This is a genomic window from Amycolatopsis sp. NPDC004625 (genome assembly GCF_040609695.1).
Taxonomy (GTDB): domain Bacteria; phylum Actinomycetota; class Actinomycetes; order Mycobacteriales; family Pseudonocardiaceae; genus Amycolatopsis.
On record NZ_JBEXKX010000030.1, the window covers coordinates 71,670 to 94,301 of the forward strand.

23 protein-coding genes are annotated in these 22,632 nt (G+C 72.5%); 14 read left to right on the plus strand and 9 right to left on the minus strand.

Annotated elements, in window-relative coordinates; genetic code table 11:
- The first annotated feature begins 186 nt into the window (after positions 1-186).
- Entirely contained in the window at positions 187-999 is an 813-nt protein-coding gene (locus ABZW17_RS29955; RefSeq protein WP_354821675.1) for an FkbM family methyltransferase, read from the plus strand.
- Here the strand turns inward: ABZW17_RS29955 and ABZW17_RS29960 are convergent.
- Positions 968-2,986, minus strand: a complete 2,019-nt coding sequence (locus ABZW17_RS29960) for a glycosyl hydrolase family 65 protein (RefSeq protein WP_354821550.1) — start codon at positions 2,984-2,986, stop codon at positions 968-970. The two genes, ABZW17_RS29955 and ABZW17_RS29960, sit on opposite strands and share 32 nt — an antisense overlap.
- 194 nt (positions 2,987-3,180) lie before the next feature.
- On the opposite strand from ABZW17_RS29960, the gene ABZW17_RS29965 reads away from it, so the two are divergent.
- Positions 3,181-3,546 carry a hypothetical protein gene (locus tag ABZW17_RS29965; protein ID WP_354821553.1) on the plus strand — a complete coding sequence of 122 codons (366 nt, stop codon included), beginning with the start codon at positions 3,181-3,183 and terminating at the stop codon, positions 3,544-3,546.
- Positions 3,547-3,695: 149 nt separating this feature from the next.
- Here ABZW17_RS29965 and ABZW17_RS29970 read toward each other — a convergent pair whose 3' ends face one another.
- Entirely contained in the window at positions 3,696-5,678 is a 1,983-nt protein-coding gene (locus ABZW17_RS29970) for an amino acid transporter (RefSeq protein WP_354821556.1), read from the minus strand.
- A gap of 232 nt (positions 5,679-5,910) precedes the next feature.
- Here ABZW17_RS29970 and ABZW17_RS29975 point away from each other — a divergent pair, with 232 nt between their 5' ends.
- On the plus strand, positions 5,911-6,318 hold the full coding sequence (locus ABZW17_RS29975) for a ChaB family protein (protein WP_354821559.1): 408 nt from the start codon (positions 5,911-5,913) through the stop codon (positions 6,316-6,318).
- A gap of 27 nt (positions 6,319-6,345) precedes the next feature.
- Here ABZW17_RS29975 and ABZW17_RS29980 read toward each other — a convergent pair whose 3' ends face one another.
- Positions 6,346-6,738, minus strand: coding sequence for a hypothetical protein (locus ABZW17_RS29980; protein WP_354821562.1), 393 nt, complete (start codon positions 6,736-6,738; stop codon positions 6,346-6,348).
- A gap of 228 nt (positions 6,739-6,966) precedes the next feature.
- On the opposite strand from ABZW17_RS29980, the gene ABZW17_RS29985 reads away from it, so the two are divergent.
- The gene (locus ABZW17_RS29985; protein ID WP_354821565.1) at positions 6,967-7,335 is read left to right on the plus strand and encodes a hypothetical protein; all 369 of its coding nucleotides are present in this window, start codon (positions 6,967-6,969) and stop codon (positions 7,333-7,335) included.
- Positions 7,336-7,411: 76 nt separating this feature from the next.
- On the opposite strand, the gene ABZW17_RS29990 is transcribed toward ABZW17_RS29985, so the two are convergent.
- Positions 7,412-9,064, minus strand: coding sequence for a glutamate--tRNA ligase family protein (locus ABZW17_RS29990; RefSeq protein ID WP_354821568.1), 1,653 nt, complete (start codon positions 9,062-9,064; stop codon positions 7,412-7,414).
- Between the two features lie 138 nt (positions 9,065-9,202).
- Between ABZW17_RS29990 and ABZW17_RS29995 the strand changes: the two genes are divergently transcribed.
- The 6 genes from ABZW17_RS29995 to ABZW17_RS30020 all read left to right on the plus strand — a co-directional run bounded on the left by ABZW17_RS29995 (position 9,203) and on the right by ABZW17_RS30020 (position 12,781).
- Positions 9,203-9,808 carry a hypothetical protein gene (locus ABZW17_RS29995; protein ID WP_354821571.1) on the plus strand — a complete coding sequence of 202 codons (606 nt, stop codon included), beginning with the start codon at positions 9,203-9,205 and terminating at the stop codon, positions 9,806-9,808.
- Entirely contained in the window at positions 9,805-10,107 is a 303-nt protein-coding gene (locus ABZW17_RS30000) for a DUF1905 domain-containing protein (protein ID WP_354821678.1), read from the plus strand. The genes ABZW17_RS29995 and ABZW17_RS30000 overlap by 4 nt, the downstream gene beginning before the upstream one ends.
- An 85-nt stretch (positions 10,108-10,192) precedes the next feature.
- Positions 10,193-10,687 carry a YbaB/EbfC family nucleoid-associated protein gene (locus ABZW17_RS30005; RefSeq protein WP_354821574.1) on the plus strand — a complete coding sequence of 165 codons (495 nt, stop codon included), beginning with the start codon at positions 10,193-10,195 and terminating at the stop codon, positions 10,685-10,687.
- Between the two features lie 11 nt (positions 10,688-10,698).
- Positions 10,699-11,034 carry a hypothetical protein gene (locus ABZW17_RS30010; protein WP_354821577.1) on the plus strand — a complete coding sequence of 112 codons (336 nt, stop codon included), beginning with the start codon at positions 10,699-10,701 and terminating at the stop codon, positions 11,032-11,034.
- Entirely contained in the window at positions 11,031-12,158 is a 1,128-nt protein-coding gene (locus ABZW17_RS30015) for a hypothetical protein (protein WP_354821580.1), read from the plus strand. The genes ABZW17_RS30010 and ABZW17_RS30015 overlap by 4 nt, the downstream gene beginning before the upstream one ends.
- A complete protein-coding gene (locus ABZW17_RS30020; RefSeq protein ID WP_354821681.1) occupies positions 12,155-12,781 on the plus strand; it encodes a hypothetical protein in 627 nt (208 codons plus the stop codon). Before ABZW17_RS30015 ends, ABZW17_RS30020 begins: the two co-directional genes overlap by 4 nt.
- 75 nt (positions 12,782-12,856) lie before the next feature.
- Here ABZW17_RS30020 and ABZW17_RS30025 read toward each other — a convergent pair whose 3' ends face one another.
- A complete protein-coding gene (locus ABZW17_RS30025) occupies positions 12,857-13,885 on the minus strand; it encodes a DNA polymerase IV (protein WP_354821583.1) in 1,029 nt (342 codons plus the stop codon).
- Between the two features lie 22 nt (positions 13,886-13,907).
- Positions 13,908-14,171, minus strand: a complete 264-nt coding sequence (locus ABZW17_RS30030) for a DUF3040 domain-containing protein (RefSeq protein ID WP_354821586.1) — start codon at positions 14,169-14,171, stop codon at positions 13,908-13,910.
- Positions 14,172-14,423: 252 nt separating this feature from the next.
- Here ABZW17_RS30030 and ABZW17_RS30035 point away from each other — a divergent pair, with 252 nt between their 5' ends.
- A complete protein-coding gene (locus ABZW17_RS30035) occupies positions 14,424-15,482 on the plus strand; it encodes a cobalamin-independent methionine synthase II family protein (protein ID WP_354821589.1) in 1,059 nt (352 codons plus the stop codon).
- A gap of 30 nt (positions 15,483-15,512) precedes the next feature.
- Here the strand turns inward: ABZW17_RS30035 and ABZW17_RS30040 are convergent, their stop codons facing one another.
- Positions 15,513-16,145 carry a LysE family transporter gene (locus tag ABZW17_RS30040; RefSeq protein WP_354821592.1) on the minus strand — a complete coding sequence of 211 codons (633 nt, stop codon included), beginning with the start codon at positions 16,143-16,145 and terminating at the stop codon, positions 15,513-15,515.
- Positions 16,146-16,217: 72 nt separating this feature from the next.
- Here ABZW17_RS30040 and ribA point away from each other — a divergent pair, with 72 nt between their 5' ends.
- A complete protein-coding gene (gene ribA / locus ABZW17_RS30045) occupies positions 16,218-16,853 on the plus strand; it encodes a GTP cyclohydrolase II (protein WP_354821595.1) in 636 nt (211 codons plus the stop codon).
- Positions 16,854-16,929: 76 nt separating this feature from the next.
- Here the strand turns inward: ribA and ABZW17_RS30050 are convergent, their stop codons facing one another.
- Positions 16,930-17,460, minus strand: coding sequence for a MarR family transcriptional regulator (locus ABZW17_RS30050; protein WP_354821598.1), 531 nt, complete (start codon positions 17,458-17,460; stop codon positions 16,930-16,932).
- Between the two features lie 95 nt (positions 17,461-17,555).
- On the opposite strand from ABZW17_RS30050, the gene ABZW17_RS30055 reads away from it, so the two are divergent.
- Both ABZW17_RS30055 and ABZW17_RS30060 read left to right on the plus strand, forming a co-directional pair.
- Entirely contained in the window at positions 17,556-18,518 is a 963-nt protein-coding gene (locus ABZW17_RS30055; RefSeq protein ID WP_354821600.1) for an MBL fold metallo-hydrolase, read from the plus strand.
- A 4-nt stretch (positions 18,519-18,522) separates the two neighbouring features.
- Positions 18,523-20,058 carry an FAD-dependent monooxygenase gene (locus ABZW17_RS30060; protein ID WP_354821603.1) on the plus strand — a complete coding sequence of 512 codons (1,536 nt, stop codon included), beginning with the start codon at positions 18,523-18,525 and terminating at the stop codon, positions 20,056-20,058.
- On the opposite strand, the gene ABZW17_RS30065 is transcribed toward ABZW17_RS30060, so the two are convergent.
- Positions 19,960-22,170: a discoidin domain-containing protein gene (locus ABZW17_RS30065; RefSeq protein WP_354821606.1), complete on the minus strand. Its 2,211-nt coding sequence runs from the start codon at positions 22,168-22,170 to the stop codon at positions 19,960-19,962. The genes ABZW17_RS30060 and ABZW17_RS30065 overlap by 99 nt on opposite strands.
- Positions 22,171-22,632: the final 462 nt, after the last annotated feature.

Here is a 22,632-nt window from a genome sequence, read left to right on the forward strand (position 1 = left end):
TTCGCGGTCGTCGCCGCGGTGCTCGTGGCGGCCGGCCTGATCGCGGCGAGCAGCCGGTCCGGGCGCGGGCCGCGGGGCGCGCGCCCTTCCGCGGTGCGTCGGCCGGATCGCCGGGCTTTCGAGCCGGGTGCCGCCGAACGGGGGTGCCCCGCGGAATCCGCTGCTGGTAAGCCTCTGCTCGTGACCATGGACGCGATCGACCTGCACAGCATCAACCCGTGGGAGGTGTCCTTCCTCCGCGAGGAGGTCGGCGCCTACTTCGCCCACGGGATCGAGCTCGGCCCCGGCGCCACCGTCCTCGACGTCGGCGCCAACGTCGGGGTCTTCTCCGCGGCCGTGTACGAGCGGCTGGACGGGGACGTGCGCATCTACGCCTTCGAGCCCCTGCCGCCGCTGCACGCGACCCTGGAACGCAACGGCCGCGACTTCTTCGGCGGCCGCCTGAAAGCGCTGCCTTACGGGCTGGCCGCCGGTGAGGACGAGCTCGACTTCAGCTACTTCCCGGCGGCGACCATCTTCTCCTCGTCCTGGCGGGACGCGGGCAACGTCGACGCCGAGCGGCGGCGGGTCACCGCCAGCGTCGTCGAGATGATCCGCCGGGGCGGCCTGGGCGCCGGCCTGCGCCGCATACCCGCGCCCGTGCTGCGCGGCATCGTCGGGCGCAAGCTGCGGGTGATGCGGCAGCTCGAAACCCACCGCGTCCGCGTGCGGCCGCTCTCGGCGGTGCTCGACGAACACGGCATCGACCACGTCGACCTGCTCAAGGTCGACGTCGAAGGCGCCGAGCTCGACGTCCTGCGCGGGCTCGAAGACCGGCACTGGCCGCTGGTCCGGCAGGCCGTCGTCGAGGTCGAAGGCTGGGCACAGCACCGCGAAACGGTCCGGGACGTCTTCACCGCCCGCGGCTTTACCGCCGAGGCCGTGCAGGACCCGGTCCAGGCGGCCGCCGACATCGGGATGGTGTTCGCTACCCGCGGTACTCCAGCCAGTCGAGGTTGATCGCGCCGGTGTCGCCGGGGCCCTGGGACAGGGTCACCACCGGGTCGCGGCCGGTCAGGGGCACGTCGGCGAACGTCGTCGTGCCCCAGGCGTCCCAGCTGTCGGACACCTTCGGGAAAGCGGCCTGCCGCACCGGTTGGCCGTCGACGGACAGCGTCATCGTGCGGGTGTCGCTGTTGGCGTTGGCGTACCGGACGGTGATCGAGCCGCGGGCCGGGGCCGTCGTGGTGCGGTGCAGGGTGAACGACGTCGACGCGCCCTGCGCCCAGAGGCCGTCGAGGAACGCGCGGCCCGAGTAGCCCGTGTGGTTCACGTTCGTCTTCACGCCACCGGTGTTGTGCGCGTCTTCGGCTTCGAGGTGCGCGGGGTCGGGGCAGCCGGTGAGGGCCGCGGTGCCCGCCGTGTCGGCGCAGCGGTCCTGGGCGTCGGGCACGCCGTCGCCGTCGCGGTCGCCGGCCGGGGCACCGGTGAGGGTGAGGTCGACGGTGTGGTCGCCGGTCAGCGTGGCCGGCAGCTCCGCGGAGGCCGCGCGGCCGTCGACCGTGACCGACCGGATGGCGGTGCCCGCGCCGTGCAGGGCGACGGTGAGGTTCGCCGCGCGGTACCGCAGGTTCCGCAGCGTCACGTCGCCCCAGCCCGCCGGGAGGTGCGGGGCGAACGACAGCCCGCGGTCGGTGAAGGTCAGCCCGAACAGGCCGGTGTGGATCATGTCGAGGAACGCCGTGGCCGACCAGGTCTGGTCCGGTTCGGAGCCCCAGTGGAACTTCACCGTGTCGCCCAGCCGCTGCCAGCCGCCGTCGACGACACCGGTCGTGCCGTTGTGGATCTCCCAGAACCCGCTGTTGGCGCCGGCCAGCTTGGCCAGCCGCGCGGTTTCCGCGGCGTAGGCGTTCGTTTCCCCTTGCCCGGCGAGGGCTTTCGCCCACAGCCCCTGGACGAGCGGCCAGACGATGGCGTTGTGCCGGCCGGGCTGCGCGTCGCTGTAGCGCGCCCAGTTCGGGAAGGTGTCCGGCATGCCCCACGGCAGTTCCCGGGCGTGGCCCAGGATCGACCGGGCCTGCGCCGGGTTCGCGACGCCGAAGATCAGCGCGAACGCCAGCCCGGTGCCCTCCTGGAACGCCCCGCGGCGGCCGTCGGCGAGGAGCTGGTAGTCGTACAGGCCGGTGGCGGGGTTCCAGAAGCGGTCGTTGATCGCCGCCCGGAGCGCGGCGGCCTTGGCCCGGTACCCGGCGGCCTCCGACGCCGGCCGGCCCAGCTTCCCGGCCATGTTCGCCGCGTTGACGTAGGCGGCGTAGTAGAGCTCGTTGGTGCTCAGGTACATCCCGCTCGCGACGCCCGGCCACGGCATGCTGCCGGTGCTGACCGACTCGGTCGCGTCCGCCGGCGGCGCGGGGTAGCCGGCGATCCCGTCATTGAAGAACGACGCGCCGGTGAACAGCCCGTAGGCCGGGTTGAAGCCGGCCGTGGTGGCGTGTTCGCGGATGGCGAGGGTGTCCGCGGCCGTCCGGTAGGCGTTGTCCAGGAAGCCGCGGTCGCCGGTGACCAGGTAGTGCTGCCAGGCGGCGGTCACCCAGACGACCTGGTCCCACTGCTGGTCGTCCTGCTGCACGCGCAGGGCGCCGGCCGGGTCCTTGTCGACGACCGCCCACAGCGTGTTCTTCGCCAGCGCCGGGTCGAGGAGGCTGGTGGCGTTCCAGCTGTTGACCGACGCGTCGCGGGTCCAGGGCTGGGCGTACCCGCCGCCGGCGCGGACGATGCCGGTCGCCGGGTCGAGCAGCCCCGCCCGGTCGTACTTGGCGTCGTAGGAGATGGTGTTGGTGCGCAACAGGTTCTGCAACGCGGCGGCGTAGGCGGAGCCCAACAGCGCCTGGCTGTCCGGATTGGCGAACACGAGCGTGGGCGGCGGCGCCGCGGAGGCCGGGGCGGCGCCGGCGAGCGCGCCGCCGACGGTGACCAGGACCAGGAGTGCGTGACCGATCCGCTTCATGCGCATACCCCTTCCGGAGGCGCCATTGCACCACCGGAGGCCGGTTTTCCCCGGAAACGGCCGGATTCTGTCCGTTTCTGTCCGCCGTCACACCCCGCTCACCCGCCGTGACCATGATCGATCAGATGCGCCGATCGGGTGGCAACGCCGGGCCGGGCCCTGCATACTGCAGGAATGGCGCGAAGGAACCCGGAGTGAGCCCGCGCGAAGGAAAGCGCCCGAAGTTCGGCCGGATCGACCCGTTCTGCCTGATGGCGGTGTTTCCGGTGCTGCTCGTCGCGGGCATCCTCGGCGCGCTGGTCAACGTCGGGCTCGGGATCGGCTTCGCCGTCTTCGCGGGCTTGATCCTGCTCTTCGACTCCTGGGTCAACCGCCCCGGCCCGGTCCCATCGCCCGAACGACCCCCGGCCCGAGCGCCCCGCCCGGCGGCCCCGCCGCCGAACCGCGCCCCGGCCCGAGCGGGCGGCCAGGCCCGCCGCCCGGCGGGAGATCGTGGCCCGGCGCGGGCACCCGCTCGCGCTCCGGTCCGCCGAGCCGGTCCGCCGCCGTCGGGCCGATGATCGCCTGCTGAGCTCGCCGGCCTGCGAGGGCGGCGGAGCGGATCCGCTGCCGGGCTGATGAGTGCCTGCTCGACCCGCCGTGCTGCGGGGGCGTGAGCCGTGTTCCGGTAAGCCCTCGAGTCGTGCCCGTGTGGGCGCCGCCGTCCGGCTCAGCCGCCGACGTGGATGCCTGGGCGGCGGTCCGGGTCCTTCTCGCTGCTGCGGATGATCTCCCGCACCACCGGGGCCGTGTCGCCGCGGCCGAGGAGGAGGTAGCGGAACAGGTGGCCCAGCGGGTTGCCCTCGGCCCACTCGAAGTGGCACTGGGGCCGCACGCCCGTCACGTCGCGCAGGGCCAGCAGGATCGCCGCGATCGCGTTGGGGGCCGCCGGGCTCGCCGCGCGCAGGACGCGGTGGCCGTCGATGTCCACGCCGCGGACCTTGAGCACGTTGCTGAACTCCGACGGGTCCACCACGTCGATCTCCAGGAACAGGACGTCGGCCGCGCCGGGGACCGGGTTCATCGCGCGCTGCTCGGCCTCCTTCGCGGAGTACTCCGCGTCGTCGCCGCCCTGGCGCCGGTTGGCGATGATGTGGAGGGCGCCGTCGTGGGCCAGCGAGTCGGCGACGAACCGGCGCGACTCCTCGTCGAACTCGATGTGGTCGGCGCGCAGCTCCGTCGTCCGGGTGACCCGCGAGACCAGCGAGACGACGATGATCCCGAGGATGAACAGCGCCGAGATGGCGATCCCGTCCGGCTTTTCGATGACGTTCTCGACGAGCGCGTACAGCAGGACGAGCGTGAGCACGAGGAAGCCCACCGCGGCGCCGCGGTGGCGGTGCCGGACCGCCGAGATGCTGACCGCGACCGCACCCGAGACCATCATCGCCAGGATGCCGGTCGCGTACGCGCCGGCCTGGGCGTTGACGTCGGCGCCGAACGCGATGGTGATCAGGATGCTGATCGCCGTGTAGACGATCACCACCGGCCGGACCGCGCGGCCCCACTCCGGCGCCATGCCGTAGGAGGGCAGGTACCGCGGCACGATGTTGATCAGCCCGGCCATCGCCGAAGCGCCGGCGAACCACAGGATGAGGACGCTGCTGACGTCGTACACCGTCCCGAAGACTTCGCCGAGTTCGTGGTGAGCGAGGTAGGCCATGGCCCGGCCGTTGGCCTCGCCGCCGTCCTTGAACTGCTCGGCCGGGATCAGCACGGTGGTGACGAAGCTGGTCGCGATCAGGAACACCGACATGATCAGCGCGGCGGCGGTCAGCAGCTTGCGCGTGTTGCGGATCCGGGACTCGAGCTTCTCCTCGGCGGTCTTCCCGTCCGCCGCGACCAGCGGCATCATGCTGACGCCGGTTTCGAACCCGGACAGGCCCAGCACCAGCATCGGGAACGCGATGACCGCGGGCCCGACGATCCCGGTGAACCCGCCGCCGCCGGCGGTCAGCGCGTCGGTCCAGTGCGAGAGCGCGGCGGAGTCGCCGAGCAGGTCGACCACGCCGGCGACCGTGACCACGGCGTTGAGCAGCAGGAAGACCGCGACGAGCGGGATGGCGACCCCGACCGCCTCGCTGAACCCGAGCAGGAAGACGCCGCCGAGGACGAGCAGCAGCACGACGGTGATCAGCACCGCGTGGCCGTGCAGGAACCCGGGCAGGTACGGGTTTTCCAGCATGTGCACGGTGGCGTCGGCCGAGGACAGCGTGATCGTGACGATCCACGACGTGGCGACGAACCCGAGCAGCGTGAGGACGAACAGCTTGCCCCGCCAGAACGGCAGCAGCGTCTCCAGCATTGCCACCGAGCCCTGCCCGTGCGGGCTTTCGCGGGCGACCCGCCGGTACATCGGGAGCATCCCGAGCAGCGTCAGGGCGACGATCAGCAGTGTCGCCAGCGGCGACAGCGCGCCGGCGGCGAGCGCGGCGATCCCGGGCAGGTAGGAAAGGGTGGAGAAGTAGTCGACGCCGGTCAGGCACATGACCTTCCACCAGGCCTGCGGCGTGCCGTGGTCTTCCCCGCCGGCCCGCCCGACGGGCGCCACCCGGTGCTCCAGCAGCCACCGCGCCACCCCGGAGGCGGGCGGCTGCGGCGGCACCGGGCTGTCGACCCGCGCCGGAATGGTCAAATCGGGTGAAGCACCCATGTCCGCCCTCTCGTCCCCGGAACGCCGGCCACCAGCATGCCCGACCCCGGCGCGGCCCCGCACGGGAGCCTCCCGGTCCTCTTCGGACGGCGACCGGCCGACCCGCCGGGTACGCGAACCGACCCTCCGGGTACGCGAACCGACCCTCCGGGTACGCGAACCGACCCCGCGGGACCGCGAACCGACCCGGCAGGCCGTTTCATCGAGCCCGCCGCCGGGTAGCCGAGCCCCCATGCCCGGACGCGAAGACCTGCCCAGCACCCTCCTGCGGTCGCCGCGCAAGGCCCAGGACACCTGGGTCGCCGCGCACGACTCCGCCCTGCGGACCTACGGCCCCGGACGGCGGGCGCAGCAGACCGCCTACGCGGCGGTGAAGCACACCTTCGAGAAGGTCGGCGACCACTGGGAGCCGAAACCCGAACGCGGGCCCTCCGACGAGCAGGCCGCCGGCGGCGCCGGGCAGCCGGAACTGCCGACCCGCGGCGGCGTGAACGCGACCGCGAGCCGGCAGCACCTCTACGAACGCGCGAAGCAGCTCGGCGTCCCCGGGCGGTCCCGGATGTCCAAAGAGGAGCTCGTCACCGCCCTGGAGAAGGAGAACCGGCGGCGCACCGACCGGGCGCGCCGCGCCGGGCGCTGACCCGTCCCGGGTGGACGGTGGGGCCGGTCAGAACTCGTCGGCGTCGGTGAGCTCCTGCTCGAACGCGTCCGCCCGGGCGACGACCGCCTTCAGCGGGCGCTCGAACTCCTCCTGGATGCTGAGGTCCTCCAGCGGCACCGTGTGCTTGAGCAGCGCGACCCCGTCCACCACCGCCGCGCCGCCGACCGCCGAGGCGCCGGCGAGCTCGAGCAGCCGCCGCAGGTCGACCCGGTCGGCCCAGCCGACGGGGGAGGAGATCTCGATCCACGAGCCGCCGTCGAGCTCGGCGAGGTGGTGCACCGTCGCCTGCTGCGTGCGGTCGCGCGGGCCCTCCAGCCGGAACCGCAGCCAGCCCTCCGACTCCTCGAGGACCTCGTACCGCGTCCGGACAAAGTTGATCACGTCGATCCAGGTGGTCACCCGCTGCGCCTCCCGCCTTCGGCCTGCCTGCGGGGTCGAGCATCTCACGTCCGCGCGCGGCCCGGGCCGGTGGTCGCCGGGATCCGCGCCGCCGCGGCGGGTGAAGTGCGTCGACTTCCGGCGTGACCTCGTCGCGTACGTCTCCGCCGGGATCCGGAGCGCCCTGGCCCGGCTCCTCGACCGGGAGGAACCCTTCTCCGGGGTAACGTATGAGATCGTGACCGACCTATGGGATTGACCACCGTGTGGCTCGCGACGCTCAGCGACGGCCTCCTCCGCGCCGACCAGGTGATCGGCTTGACGGCACACACGACCCCGGCCCCGACCGGCAAACCACCGCGCTGGCTGCTCGACGCCACGACCCGCACGGCGACGAGCAGCGGCAGCCCGGACGAGGGCGTCCTCCACCACACCCTGATCCAGACCCCGGCGGAACCGGTGGGCGCGCCCGAAGCACTCGCCCGCCTCCTGGCCCGGCTCGACCGGGAAAACGCGGCGGGGGTGATCGCGGCAGTGGTCGACAGCGGGACACGGACGCCCAGCGTGGTGCGGTTCCCGTTCCGCCCGTTCGAGGACGACGAGAGCTCCGGCACCTGAAGCGGGCCCGCCCGACCTCCGCGACGGCGGCGGCGGGCCAGGGGCTCCGGCGGCAGCCACCGGAGCCCTCCGGCACCTACTTCGCGAGCGCCGCGATCCGGCCCAGCACCTCGTCCTGCCCCAGCGCCTGCGTGATCGCGTGCAGGTCCGGGCTGCGCGTCGACCCCGTCAGGGCGATCCGGATGATCTGCGACGCCTCGCGGATCGAACCCGGGAACCCCTCGGGGTTCTTCTTGAACTCCTTGGCGTTGCGGGCGAAACCGTGCTTGGCCGCCACCGTCCGGATCTGGTCGAACCACTCCTGGCCGTCGTCGAGCTGGCGGTAGTCCGCCGCGAAGTCACGAGCCACCGCCGCCACGACCGCCGGGTCCACGCCGAGCGCCGCGATGCGCTCGTCGTCGGGGCCGGTGACCGCCGCGTGCAGCTGGGGGAAGAAGAACCCGTACACCGCGCGGAACTCACCCCACTTCTTGAGGTCCTTGCGCGGGTTCTCGGCCCCTTCGCGCTCGACAGCCAGTGCGCGCAGCGCGAGGTCCGGCTCCTCGTCCAGGACGCGGCGCAGCTCGGGGTCGAACCGCTCGGCCCACCCGCGGACCGCGTCGAGGATCTCGGCGCCGGACAGCGTCGCGATGTGGTCCGCGGCGATGTCGTCGAGCTTGACCAGGTCGACCAGCGGACCGGCGACGCCGCACTCGTCGAGGTTGATCGGCTCGGTGAGCGCCTGCGCCAGCGGCAGCTCCGCGAGCCGGCCGTTGGCGAGGCCGCGCAGGTAGTAGAGGACGGCTTCGGCGGGGTAGCCGGCCTCGATGAAGAAGTCGACGGACGCTTCCGGGTCCTTGCGCTTGGACAGCTTGCGCTTGCTGCCGCCCTCCTGCTTCATCAACGGCGCGATGTGCGCGTAGCCGATCGGCTCGAAGCCCAGCGCGTCGAACAGCTGCTGGTGCACCGGCACCGACGAAATCCACTCGTCGCCGCGGATCACCAGGTTCACCCGCATGAGGTGGTCGTCGACGGCGTGCGCGAAGTGGTACGTCGGCAGCCGCGGGCTCTGGTCGGAGCTCTTCAGGATGACGACGTCGTTGCGGTTGGCCTCGGCCTCCAGCGGCCCGCGGATCGCGTCGGTGAAGCGGGCGCGGGCCCCGGTGTCGTCCGGAGCCCGGAACCGCACCACGTACGGCGCGCCGGCGTCGAGCTTGGCCCGGACGTCGGCCGGGTCGGCGTCGCGCCAGATCGCCCAGCTGCCGTAGTAGCCGGTGGGCAGCTTCGTGGCCTGCTGCCGCTGGGTGATCGCGGCCAGCTCCTCCTTGGTGGCGAAGTCGAGGTACGCCTTGCCCTGGCGGAGCAGGTCGCGGACGTAGGTGAGGTAGATCCGCTCGCGGGCCGACTGCCGGTAGGGGCCGTAGTCCCCGCCGCGCTCGGTGTCCTCGTCGGCGGCGAGGCCGAAGTAGCGGAAGCCGCGTTCGAACTGCTCGAGGGCGCCTTCGACCTCGCGGGACTGGTCGGTGTCCTCGATGCGGACGAGGTAGCGGCCGCCGGAGCGGCGGGCGACGTCCTGGTCGATGGTGCCGACGTAGATGCCGCCGATGTGCACGAACCCGGTCGGCGACGGGCCCAGGCGCGTGACCAGCGCGCCCTCGGGCAGCGACCGGGCGGGGTACTGCTGCTCCCAGTGCTCGGGTTCGGGCAGGTCGGCAGGGAAGAGGGCGTCGATGACCGCTCGGTCCAGCATGTGGGTGTTCTCCCCGCGTCGTGGTGCGCTTGCCTCGGCGAAAGTGGTCGTTTTCGCCGACGAAGAGCCTAGCCGCGCGGCCCGCCGGCCCGCCCGGGCAGGTGGTGCCGGACCGGCGGCGGTGCTAGCTTCCGGGGAATGCGCGCCCGGTTTCCCTTCGCCAGAACGCTTTCGGCCCTGGCCGCCCTGCTCGTCCTCCCGCTGACCGCCCCGGCGGCCGCCTCCGCCTCGCCCGGCGGCGAGTGCGCGACACCGTCGATCGACCGGCTGCAGCAGTGGCTCGCCAGCGGCGAGGGGACGACCGTCCCGGCCACCGGGAGCCTGCTGGTGCCCTCGGGGCACCGGTACACGGCTCGGGTGACGTTCCTGAACGCCGAGTGGCACGTGGCCGTGGTCTGGCTGGGCAACCGGTTCGAGGCGCAGGCCGACCTGTCCCGGTCGGCGGGCTTCCTGCTGACCTATCGCGCGACCGACGACCTGTACGTCCAGCTGCGCCCGGCGTCCCACTGGAGCGGCGGCGACAAGTGGCTGACGCGCGTGCCGTCGACGGGCGGGCGGCTGGTGACGAAGTTCTTCCCCTTCTCGCCGCGGAAGTGGACGTCGCTGCCGGAGCTGGGGACGCCGCCGTACTCGTTCGCCTCGGCGCTGGAGGAGGCGCGCGGGCTGGTGTTCGTCGGGAAGACACCGAACGAGCTGGAGTTCCGCGGCCTGCGCATCGACGGCTACCGCCCGCCGTGCCGCTGACCTTCGTCTTCGAGGCCGAGCTCTGGGAGTGGGACGCCCGCCGCACCGACAGCTGGGTCTTCGTCAGCCTGCCCGCCGACGCGTCGGACGACATCCGCGAGCGCGCCGCCGGGCCGCGGCGCGGCTTCGGTTCGGTGCGCGTCCGGGTGACGCTCGGCGCCACGAGCTGGCGGACCTCGATCTTCCCGGACGGCGCGCGCGAGGCCTACGTCCTGCCGCTCAAACGGGCGGTCCGGGACGCCGAAGGTGTCGCCGTGGGGGACACCTGCACCGTGACCGTGGAGCTCACCGGCTCCTGAGCGCGATCCGGCGAAACGCGATCGGCGGCGGACGCGATCTGCCATGATGCGGACACAGGCCCCGAACCGTGCAAAGGGAGACCCGATGTCCGCCCAGATGGACGAGCTGATCGCCCAGTTCCAGAACTTCCAGAGCAAGGTGCGGCAGGCCGAAGCCCGCTTCGCCAGCGTCGGCGACATGCAGGAGCGGATCGCCCGGCTTGAGACGACCGTCACCTCGCGGGACGGGACCGTGACCGTCACCGCGGGGGCCGGCGGGACCATCACCGACCTGCGGCTCACCGCCGGGGCCACCCGCGTCGAGGCCGGGCAGCTGGCCGCCACGATCATGGACACCATCCGCCGGGCCGCGGCCGGGGCCGCGCAGCAGCAGGCCGGGATCGTCGACGAGACCTTCGGTGACGCGTTCGGCGTCGACGTCTCGGCGCAGGTGCGCGAAGCCCAGGCCGAAGCGTTCGGAACCGCGGCGGCCGAACCCGCGTCGGAGCCACAACCGCGGCCGCCGTCGCGGCCCGTCCGGCGGCCCGCCGCCGGGGACGACGACGACTTCGACCAGGGCCCCATCCTCCGCCGATCCTAGGGAAACCCGCGATGCCAGAAGGAATCCAGACCAACATCGGGGCGATCTCCGCCTACGCCCGGCAGCTGCCGTTCTACGAACAGGAAGCCGACAAGTTCGGCGCCAAGATCGACGCCGCGGACGTGACGAACGAAGCCTGGGGGCTGATCGGCCTCTTCGCCAAGCAGGGCTACACCGACCGCCTCGCCGAACTGCGCTCGCTGCTGACCGACCTCAAGGACGGCGTCGACGGCTTCACCACGAAACTGACCAAAGCCGCGGAGATGTACCAGGGCACCGAAGACGCCGGCAAGGTCACCTTCGGCCGGTACGAGGCGGAAATCGACGCGATCGGACAGGGCGGATGACCGAGCCGAAGAAGAGCATCGCCGACGCGCTGGACGTCGAAGCCTACGACGAGAGCACGGGCGCCAACCTCGACCGCGCCGCCGGGTACGTGCCGGTGGCCGGCACCGCCTACAAGGCGGGCAAGAAGATCGGGGAGCACGCGCGGCAGGCCGCCGAGGCCGACGGCCCCGGCGAGCTGGCGTCCGCGGGCGCCGCGCTGGTGGGTGACGGCGCGGCGTTCGTCGGCGCCGCCGCCGGCGACATGGTCACCTTCGCCATGGACCCGATCGGCTGGCTGGTCAGCCACGGCCTGAACATGCTGCTCGAACTGGTCCAGCCGCTGCAGGACGCGCTGCACCAGGTCACCGGCGACGGCCCGGCCATCGGGCACGCCTCCGAAAACTTCGTCACGATCGCGCAGGGCTTCGTCGCGCTCGCCGAGGACTTCGAGCGCACCGGCGACACCGCGCTGGCCGAGTGGGTGGACGACGCCGGCAACGCGGCCAAGGAAGCGCTCGGCGACTTCTCCTCGGGCATCCGCGGCATCGGCTCGGCCGCCGGTTCGGTGGCCGAAGTGCTGCAGATGTGGTCGATGGTGATGGTGGTCATCGAAGAGGTGATCAAGGGGATCATCACCGAGCTGGTGTCGTGGCTGATCACGCTGTGGCTGCCGGCGCTGGCCGCGTCGGTGATCAGCTTCGGCGGCTCGGTCGCGGCCGCGATGACCGCGTCCATCGCCAAGGCGGCCAGCGTGCTGCAGAAGGTGACGCGCTACCTCGGCAAGTTCGGCAAGCTGCTCGACAAGTTCATGGAGTTCCTGGTCCGCTACTCCGGGAAGCTCGAGGTGTTCACCCGCAAGCTGCGGATCGGCGTGATGCCGGGCGAGACGAAGTTCGGCTTCGGCGCGGCCGCCCAGGGCTGGCAGCCGAGCAACCGGGCGCTCACCACGATGTTCGGCACCTCCGCGGGGGTCAAGCCGTTCCTCGCCGGCGCGGGTGTGAAGGCGGGCATCGGGGCCGGGAAGGGTGCCTTCGCCGAAGGCAAGGAGGCGGTCACGCCGGAGGGGGACGAACCGTGGTTCGACAAGAGCGAGATCGGCGGGGACCGCAGCCCGGAGGACACGCGCAAGGACCTGGACATCTGAGCGGGTTCGCCGGCCGCGTCGAGCAGTGGTCGGCCGAGGCCCAGGTCCGGCCCGGGTTCCGGGAGGGGGTCGAGGCGCTGATGCGGGACCGGTGGCGCGAGCCGGTCATCGTGCTGCGCCTCGGCGACACCGACGTCGGCTTCGCCGTCCCCGGCCGCCGCCGGGACGGCACCGTCGAAGGCAAGCGGCTGGTCCGGCGGTTCTTCGGGACCGTCCTGCGCGGGATCGGCACGGCGGTGTTCGCGGTCTTCGCCTTGGCGAACGGCGGCGCACCGGGCCGGCCGTTCCAGCGCGAGATCCGGGTCTCCGGCCCGGCGAACGCGATGGTGCTCGACCTGGCCGACCGGCTGCGGTCGGTGTCCGGTCCGTGGCTGGTGTGCTCACCGTCGTCCCTCGCGGTGGTGGACACCGGAACGACCTTCACCGACCCGGCCGACGCGCCCCCGCCGAAGATCGTCTGGGAGGCCCGGCCGCCGCAGGTGCCCGCGCTGAACTTCCCGAAGCGCACGCTGACCTGGCCGGACGGGTCCACCTTCCGGTTCCCGCTGCACGGGCGCCCGGAGGAGCAGCACCTGCGGAAGTACTTCGAGCCACCGGCCACCGTGCACTGGAACGGCCGCTAGCGTTCGCATCGAAGCCGGCCCGGATCGCCGCTGGTGGTCGTGAGTGAGAAACAGTGTTCTAACGCGCCTTACCACTCACGACTCGTCGCGCGGGAACTCGGCTCGCACGCCCAGCAGGCGCACCGCGCGGGTCAGTTCGAACATCCCCAGCACCTCCTGGGCGGCGCGGTCGATCACGGCCGCGTCCGACGTCGGTTCCGGCAGCGTGATGCTGTGCGTGTGGGTCAGGAACGGCACGAACCGCACCTTGACCGCGACCCGCGCCGCCGGGCGGCCCTCGTCCAGCACGTCCTGGGCGACGCGCTTGGCCAGCGCCGAAACCTCCGCCGCCATCTCCGCCGGGTCCGTCAGGTCGCGCTGGAACGTCGTCTCGCGGCTGCGGGAGCGGGCCACCCACGGTGTCGCGTTCACCTCGGCGTCGCTGATGCCGCCGCCGAGCAGGCGCAGCCACGGGCCGGTCTTCGGGCCGAACCGCGCCGCGAGCTCCGCGGGGTCCGCGCCCGCCAGGTCGAGGACGGTGTGGATGTCCAGCGAAGCCAGCTTCTTCGCCGTCTTGCCGCCGATGCCCCACAGCGCGTCGGTCGGGCGGGCCGCCATCACGGCCCACCAGTTCTCCTGCGTCAGCCGGAAGATCCCGCCCGGCTTGCCGAACCCGGTGGCGAGCTTGGCCCGCAGCTTGTTGTCGCCGATCCCGACCGCGCACGACAGCCCCGTCTCGCGGGCCACCGCCTCCTTGATCGACGCCGCCAGCGCCTCGGGGTCGGCCGTCTCGGCACCGACGAACGCCTCGTCCCAGCCCAGCACCTCGACCACCACCGGCAGGGCCCGCACCGCGGCCATCACGCGCGCCGACACCTCGAGGTAGGCGTCCGGGTCGCTGGGCAGGAAGACCGCGTCCGGGCAGCGCTTGGCGGCGATCCGCAGCGGCATGCCGGACTGCACGCCGAATTCGCGGGCCTCGTACGACGCCGTCGCGACGACCGCGCGCTCGGTGGGGTCACCGTTGCCGCCCACCACGACGGGCCGCCCGCGCAGCTCCGGGTGGCGGGCGATCTCGACCGCGGCGATGAACTGGTCGAGGTCGACGTGCAGGACCCACTTCACCCGCCCAGTCTGCCTCAGCTCGTCAGGGGCGGTGCCGCGCCACGTGGGTCCAGACGGTGCCGGTGAGGGCGATGATCCCGCACAGCGTCACCCCGGGTTCGGGCAGCACGAGACCCAGGACCAGCAGGGTGACGGCGGTGACGTCGAAGACGATCAGGAGGGTGCTGCGGAGCGCGCGCGACTTCGGGCGCCGGCCGTCGCGCAGCGCGGCGGCCAGATCGGGGTCGCTGAGCTCGAGGGTGCGCTCGATCTTCTCGAGCTCGGTGCGGTCGTGGTGACTGAGCATCGGGCCTCCTTCGGCGCCGAACCCGCCGTATCGCCGTAGCGAATACCCAATCGTCCTCCTCGCGAACCGCCGAACGCCTCTCGAATTCGTGCTTTTCTCTGGTCCGACCGGGTGATCCGCGCTCCGTGACCGGCCTCGGCCACGTTAAGTTGCCTCTCGAACGTGGCCGGTCACGGCCGGACGGCTGGGGGCGGCCACGTCCTGCTGCCGTGCTCGTGGCCGGTCAGGACCTTCAAGCAAGCGGAGGATTCCATGACCCTGCCCACCGAACCGATCGGCAGCATCCCGCGTCCCGGCTACCTCGTCGACGGCCTCGGCGAGTACGCGGCCGGCCGGATCGACGCCGCCGCGCTCGCCGAGCTGGAGAGCCGCGCGCTGGCCGACACGATCCGCCGGTTCGAAGAGACCGGGTCGCCGGTGCTGAGCGACGGGGAGCAGGGCAAGCCGAGCTTCGCGACGTACCCGCTGGCCGGGCTCGAAGCCCTGGCCCCGGACGGCGTCGTCATCCCGTTCGCCGACGGGCACACCCGGCAGCTGCCGCGGCTCACCGCGGGCCCGTTCCGCTACGCGACCCACGCGGATTCGTACCTCACCCGCGCGAAAACGCTTACCGCCCGGCCCGTCAAGCAGGCGGTGATCGCCGCGTCGGCGCTCTCGCTGATCTACCCGGCCGACGGGATCGAGGGGTACTCGCGGGAGCAGTTCGTCGCCGACCTGGTCAACGAGGCCGAGGCGGACATCCGGGGCAGCCTCGACGCGGGCGCGGACAGCGTCCAGATCGACTTCACCGAGGGGCGGCTGTCGCTGAAGCTCGACCCGTCGGGCGGGCTGCTGCGGCAGTTCGTCGACCTCAACAACGCCGTGCTCGACCGGTTCACCGCCGAGGAGCGCGCGAAGATCGGCGTCCACACCTGCCCGGGCGGCGACCAGGACTCCGTGCACAGCCTCGACGTCGACTACGCGGGCCTGCTGCCGGCGCTGTTCGACCTGCGGGCCGGCCGGTTCTTCGTCCAGCTGGCCAGCGAAGCCGACCCCGAGCGCGCGCTGCGGGTGATCGCCGAGCACCTCCGGGCGGACCAGCGGGTCTTCGTCGGCGTCACCGACCCGATCGACCCGCGGGTGGAGACGGCGGAAGAGGTCCGCGACCGCGTGCTGACCGCGGCGAAGTACGTCCCGGCCGAGCGCCTGGGCACCTGCGACGACTGCGGGTTCTCGCCGTTCGCCGACGACACGTCGACCCCGCGCGACATCGCGTTCGCGAAGATCGCGGCGCGGGTCGAGGGCACGCGCCTGGCGTCCGAAGCGCTCTGAACGCCGGCGGCGTGGGCCCGGGCGCCGGGCTCACGCCGTTTCGGCGGCGACCTTCAGCCCCAGCGCGACGAGCACGCTGCCCAGCACGGCGTCCAGCACCCGCCGGACGCGGCCGGCGGCGAAGAACCGCTTCAGCGCCCCGACGACGACGGCCAGGGTGACGAACCACACCACGGTGCCGGCGGTGGCGATCGCGGCCAGTTCGAGCGTCTGCAGCGCGGCGCCGCCGGCGGGGAGGAACTGGGGGAGCAGGGCCAGGAAGTACACGGCGACCTTCGGGTTGAGCAGGTTCGTCACCAGCCCCTGCCGGAAGGCGGCGCCGGCCGCGAGCCGCCCGGCACCGGTGGCGTCCCCGAGGTCCCGGTACTCACCGCGGCGCACGGCCAGCCACGCCTTGACGCCGAGCACGACCAGGTAGCCGGCCCCGGCCAGCTTGACGACGGTGAAGGCGATCGCGGACGCGGTCAGCACGGCGGCCACGCCGAGCGCGATCGCCACCACCCAGGCGAAGACACCGAGCGCGATCCCGAGCCCGGCGGCCATCCCGGCCCGGCGCCCGCCGGCGAGCGCGGAGCGCGTCACGACGACGAAGTCGGGCCCGGGCGACATCGCCCCGAGGACGACGACCAGCAGGAACGAGGCGGCGGTGGGCCCGGGGATCATGGCCCCGAGGATACGACCCGGGCGCGACCGGTTTTCGATGTTCGAATTTGAACTTCGTGTAGGGTCGATCATGTGGGTGACTCCAGGGGTGACGGCAGGACGGCCGAGGTGCGGACGCGGGTGCGGATCCCGCTGCGGCTCGGTGGCGGGCCCGCCGTCGACGCCGAGGCCGTGACCTTCCGCGGGCTGGGCGACGACGGGGAGCACCTCGCCTTCGTCCTCGGCACCCCCGGTGACGTGCCGCTCGTGCGGCCGCACTCCGAGTGCCTCACCGGTGACGTCTTCGGGTCGGCGCGCTGCGACTGCGGCCCGCAGCTGGCCGAAGCCGTCACCCGGATCTCCGAGGCCGGCGGTTACCTGCTCTACCTGCGGCAGGAGGGGCGCGGGATCGGGCTGTACAACAAGCTCGACGCCTACGCCCTGCAGGACGGTGGCCTCGACACCTACGCCGCCAACGCCGCGCTGGGCCTGCCCGAAGACGCGCGCGACTACACCGTCGCCGCCCGGATGCTGGGGGCGCTCGGGGTGGACCGGGTCGATCTGCTGTCGAACAACCCGGACAAGGCCGCGCAGCTGCGGGCGGCCGGCATCGCCGTGCGCGACCGGGTGCCGACCGGGGTGTTCGCGACCGAGAACAACGTCCGGTACCTGCGTGCGAAGGCCGAGCAGACCGGGCACACGCTGACCCTGCCCGGCCTGGCCAGCTGACCCGGAGGGTCGGTTCGCGTACCCGGGCGGTCGGTTCGCGTACCCGGGGGGTCGGTTCGCGTACCCGGGCGGTCGGTCAGGCCAGGCGCTGGGCGGCCGCGGCGGCCGGGCCGGTGGTGAGCTTCTCCAGCAGGCCGATCAGGACCGTCTGTTCCGCCGGGGTGAGGGACGCGGCCCAGGCCTGTTCGCGCGTGTTGTGCTCCTGGTAGGCGTCGGTCACCGCCGTGTGGCCCGCCCCGGTGAGGGCCAGCCGGACCGCGCGGCGGTCGTGGGGGACCTGGGTGCGGGTCACCAGGCCGTCCCGCTCCAGGGTCTTGACCAGCGCCGACACCGCCGCGCGGCTCATCCCGGCCAGCCGGGCCACGTGGCGGGACTCCAGCGGGCCGGCCAGCCACAGGACGAACAGCACCCGGAACCCGCCCCAGCTCCAGCCGCGGGGGCGGTGGACCGTCGATTCCCAGTCGTAGACCAGTGCCCCCGCCAGCCGGTGCAGCGTGAGGCCGAGGCGCATCGCCACCGGGTCGGTCGCGGGCAGCTCGGCCTGCGTCTTCCCGATCGCGTAGTCGACGAACGAGAGGTAGTCGAGGTCGGCCGGTCGGTCCGTCATGCGGCCAGGTTAGGGGAGAAGGGTTCCGCGCGGGGGCCGGCGGGGCTAGCCTGACCCGAAGTAGTCAATCCTTTGACGATCAAGGAGCGCTCGCCGTGACGAAGAAAGCCTTCGCCTCTTCGGCCGACCTGGCGGAGAAAGCGCAGACCCTGGAAGTCCTCGCGGACGGCGTCTACGCGCTGACCGCCGAGGGCGACCCCAACATCGGCGCGGTCGAAGGCGAGGACTTCCTCGTCTGCTTCGAGGCGCTGGCCACGCCCATCGCCGCCTCCGAGTGGCTCGCGAAACTGCGCGAACACACCGGCAAACCCGTGCGCTACCTGGTGTTGAGCCACTACCACGCCGTGCGCGTGCTCGGCGCGTCCGCGTTCGACGCCGAAGTGATCGTCGCGCACGAGAACACCCGCGCGCTGGTCGCCGAGCGCGGCAAGGAGGACTGGGAGAGCGAGTTCGGCCGGATGCCGCGGCTGGCGAAGGGCGCCGAATCGGTGCCGGGGCTGACCTGGCCGACGCTGACCTTCTCCGACCGGCTCACGATCGACCTCGGCGGCGACCGCGGCGACCTCGTGCTGCAGTACTGCGGGCGCGGCCACACCGAGGGCGACATCGTCGCCTGGCTGCCCCGCGAAAAGATCCTCTACGCCGGTGACCTCGTGGAAGCCGAAGCCGCGTTGTACACCGGCGACGCGTTCCACCGCGACTGGTCGTCGTCCACTTTGGACCGGGTGGCCGCCTTCGGGGCCGAGACGCTGATCGGCGGCCGCGGCGGGGTGAGCCGCGGCCGGGAGGCGGTCGACGCCGCCATCGCGCAGACCCGGCACTTCCTGACCACGATGCTGCGCGAGGTCGGCGCGGTCCGCGACGCCGGCGGCACGCTCAAGGAAGCCTTCGAACGCACCCACGCGGCCCTGAACGACCAGTACGGCCACTGGCCGATCTTCGAGCACTGCCTGCCCTTCGACGTCTCCCGGCTCTGGGACGAACTCGGCGGCGTCGAACGGCCGGTGGTCTGGACGGCCGAGCGCGACCGCGAAGTCTGGGACCAGCTCCAGGGCTAGGACGATGAGAGTTGCCGTCCTCGGCAGCGGCCCGGTCGGCCAGACGGCCGCGCTGCTGCTCGCGCGCTGGGGCGTACCGGTGGTGCTCGTCGACGAGCACGAGGTGCGCGACCCCGTGGGGTCCAAGGCCATCTGCCAGCAACGGGACACATTGGACGTCTGGGCGTCGCTCGGCGCCGGCTGCCTCGCCGAGGAGGGGCTCACCTGGACGACCGCGCGGACGTTCCACCGCGACCGGGAGCTGTTTTCGCTGACGCTGCCGGACGCGGGGTCCGCGCTGCCGCCGTTCGTCAACCTCTCGCAGGCCCGGGTCGAGGCGGTGCTGGACGAGCTGATCGCCCGGCAGCCGCTGATCGACGTCCGCCGCGGCCACCGCGTCACCGGCCTGACCCAGTCCGGCGGCGTCGAAATCGAGTGCGAGACGAAGGACGGGCCGCGCCGGATCGAGGCCGGCTACGCGATCGCCTGCACGGGCGCGCGCGGCGACACCGTGCGGCGGGCGCTCGGCCTGCACCTGGCCGGCGTGTCGTTCCGGGACCTGTTCCTCATCTGCGACATTCGCGCCGACCTGCCGGGCTGGGCGGCCGAACGGCGGTTCCACTTCGACCCGCCGTGGAACCCTGGCCGCCAGGTGCTCATCCACCCGTGCCCCGGCTCGGAGTTCCGCATCGACTGGCAGGTCCCCGAGGACTACGACCTCAGCGCCGAAGAGTCGGGCGGTGCGCTCGGCCACCGGATCCGGGCCATCATCGGCGACCGGCCGTACGAAGTGGTCTGGCGGTCGGTGTACCGCTTCCACACGCGGCTGGCCGACCGGATGCGCGTCGGCCGCGTGCTGCTGGCCGGGGACTGCGCGCACCTGGTCGCGCCGTTCGGGGCGCGCGGTCTCAACTCCGGTGTCGCCGACGCGGAGAACGCCGCCTGGAAGCTGGCCGCCGTCCTGCACGGCGACGCGGGGGAGGAGCTGTTGGAGAGCTACCACGCCGAACGGCACGCGGCGGCCGTGGAGAACGCGGCCGTCACCACGGCCACGATGGACTTCCTGGTGCCACAGGACGACGAGCGGCGCCGCCGCCGGCTCGACGTCCTCACCCGGGCGGCGGCCGATCCGGCGGTCTGCGCGCAGGTCGACTCGGGCCGGCTGGCGGAACCGTTCTGGTACGCGGATTCGCCGCTGACCACCCCGGACCCGCACCGGCCGTTCGCGGGCCGGCCACCGCGGGGTGCGCTGCCGCCGCCGGGACCGGGCGTGCTGCTCCCGGACGTCACCGTCGCGAGTGGACGGTTGCGCGAGCTGGCCCGGCAGGGGTTCCTGGTGCTCACGACCCCGGGCGTGCGGGCCGAAGGGGTGCGGTCGGTGGAGATCCCGCCGGGCGGGGCGCTGGGTGCGCGCCCGGGCGAAGCCTGGCTGGTCCGCCCGGACGCGTACGTCGCCGCCGTGTTACGGGTAGGAGACCAGCGGGCTCACCTGGTGCCCGGTGTTCGCGGCGTCACCCGCGTCGTTGATGACGTGGGCGATCGTGCCCACGCCGCCGAGTGACACCGAGACGAGGTTGTGGAACCGGACCCCGCCGTTGTTCGGCACCTCGAACGAATGACCGGCCACAATGGACGGATTCGTGTTGAAGAAGCAGTAGCTGCCGAGGCCCCAGCCTTCGTGACTGGTCACCGAGTCGGCCACCTTGTACGCCGCCCAGCCCTGCCGGCCGCCGCCGCTGGACCAGGACGCCTGGTCCGGCGGGTCGTACGGCATCTCGTTCTGGAAGAAGTACGTCCGGCCGCCGTTGCCGTTCCACAGCACCTCGTACTGCTGGTAGTGCTCGACGAACAGGCCGTACATGGTCACGTTCGCGCCGTTGACGACCAGGCCGTTGGCGGCGGTGTTGACGTTCCAGCCGACGCCGTTCGAGTGGTCGCCCCGCCACAGCCACATGTGGTCGCCGATGACGTTGTTCGAATTGACCACCAGCGTCTGCGTGGCCTTCCCGACGGCCGCGCCGCCGATCCGGAAGAACACGTCGTGCAGCGACGTCGGGTCGCTCGCGTGGTTCGCGTTCGACCCCGGCTGGCCGATCTGGACGAGCACCGGCGAGTTCACCGCGCCCGCGTCGACCAGCAGCCCGGCGATCTTCACACCGTCCACATCGGACGTCGTGATGGCCGCGGTCCCGGTGGTGGGCATCAGTGTCGCCAGGCCGAGGCCGAGGATCACCGTGTCCGGGCGCGTCACGTTCAGCGCCTGGTCGAGGTGGTAGACACCCGGCGTCACCAGCAGGTGCTTGCCCGCGGCCAGGGCCGCGTTGAGCGTCGCGGCCGAGTCGGAGGGGTGCGCCACGTAGAACTCGCTCAGCGAGATCGACTGCCCGGCCGGGGCGCCGTGGCCCCAGCTCGTCCCGGACGCGTTCTGCCGCAGGGCCGGGACGAACACGTTGTAGCTGCCCGAGCCGTCGACGTAGAGGAACGGCTTCTCGCGGATCACCGGCGTCTGGCCGACGACGGTCTCCGGCGGGTTCGGGAACGACGCCGGCGGGGTGCCGGTCGACCCGACGAACACCATGTTCCACACCCCGCCCTGCCAGCCGCCGAGCTCGCTGTTGCGGGTCAGGAACTGCTGCTGCGAGCCGGAAACGGCGACGCCGTCGATCTTGCTGTCGGCGATCAGGCCGCCGCTGGCCCAGCCGTCACCGCCGTTCCAGAGCTGGATCTGGCTGCCCTTGAGGTGCATCCGGCGGTAGGGCGCGGCCTGCGCGACGGCCCAGCGCTCGACCTGGCCGGCCGGCAGCGTCACCGACAGGTTCTCCGCGGACCGCCAGAAGTTCTGCGTCGCGTTGCCCTTGTTGGCCGGGTTGTCGCCCTGCTGCAGCCAGTCCGCCTCGACGCGGACGTGCCCGTTCAGGTTGACGTCGTCGGGGGAGAGGCCGAGACCCGCCACCTGTTCGTAGAACCCGAGGTTGACGTCGGCGTCGTAGCTGCCGGGCTTGAACAGCACGGCGTAGCGCTCGTTGCCGAACTGGTTGGTGTGCTGCTGGTTCGCGATCTGCGTCAGCCGGTTCTGGATCGTCGCGGCCGGGGTCGAGGGGTCGAACACCGACACGTTCGGCCCGAAGTCCGGGTTGCGCGGGTCGGTCGGCGGGATCGTGCTGCCGCCGGAGCCGTGCACGGCCACCTCCCACAGGGAGTAGCCGTACTGCGTGGCCCGCTGGGTGCCGGTGACCCGCAGGTAGCGCGCGGTGCCCGACAGCGCCACGGTCTGCGTGCCGCCGGCGCCGGCGGTCGTCGAGTACGCCGTGGTCCAGGTGTTCGCGTCACTCGAAAGCTGCACGCTGAACGCGCGGGCGTAGGCGGCTTCCCAGCTGAGCACGACGTCGCAGAGCTGCTGGGCCGAGCCGAGGTCGACCTGCAGCCACTGCGGGTCGCCGAACGCGCTGGACCAGCGCGTGCCGGTGTTGCCGTCGACCGCGGCGGACGCGGGCGTCCCGCCGTTCTCGGTCGACGACGCTGTCGCGGGTCGGCCCTGCGCGAGGTTGGTGGTGCCGCACGCGGCGGCCTGCGCCGGTGCGGAGCCGACCACCGCCGCGGTGGTGACCGCGGTGACGAAGGTGGTGGCGATGACGAGGAGGCGGTGTACGGGGGAGAACGTCGTTGATCTCATCGGCCTGCCTGCTGATCGGGGTGCGGGTGTGCGAACGGGACCGGGCGAGCCCCACAGCTCGCGCCGGTGTCGGGTGGTGCGGCGGGTTCGCGCCCGGGCACCCGCCCGGTGCCGTGAGCCGGAGGAGCGGTACCGGAGCAGGGGTGAGCGCGGACCGGCCAGCCCGAAAGGTGCTGGTCGCGGCGGAGCCGTCCCGGGTGGCGGTCACGGAACCGGTTCCGTCGGTGAGCTCGCAGTTAACAGCGCGAAGTTCGCCCGCGTCAAGGATCCGTGCCGGATTCGTTCGCCCGGACCAGCGTCCGGCGCTCGGCCGTTGACATTTTACGGCTCTTTATTTATATCTTGAACTAAGAGCGTGCCGACGGCCGGGACCCACACCCGCGCCGGAGACCACGTGAGCCGATCCGCGCCGGGGCAAAGGCCGCCCCGGCGCCGGTTCGCCGTGGAGGTGCCCATGCAACG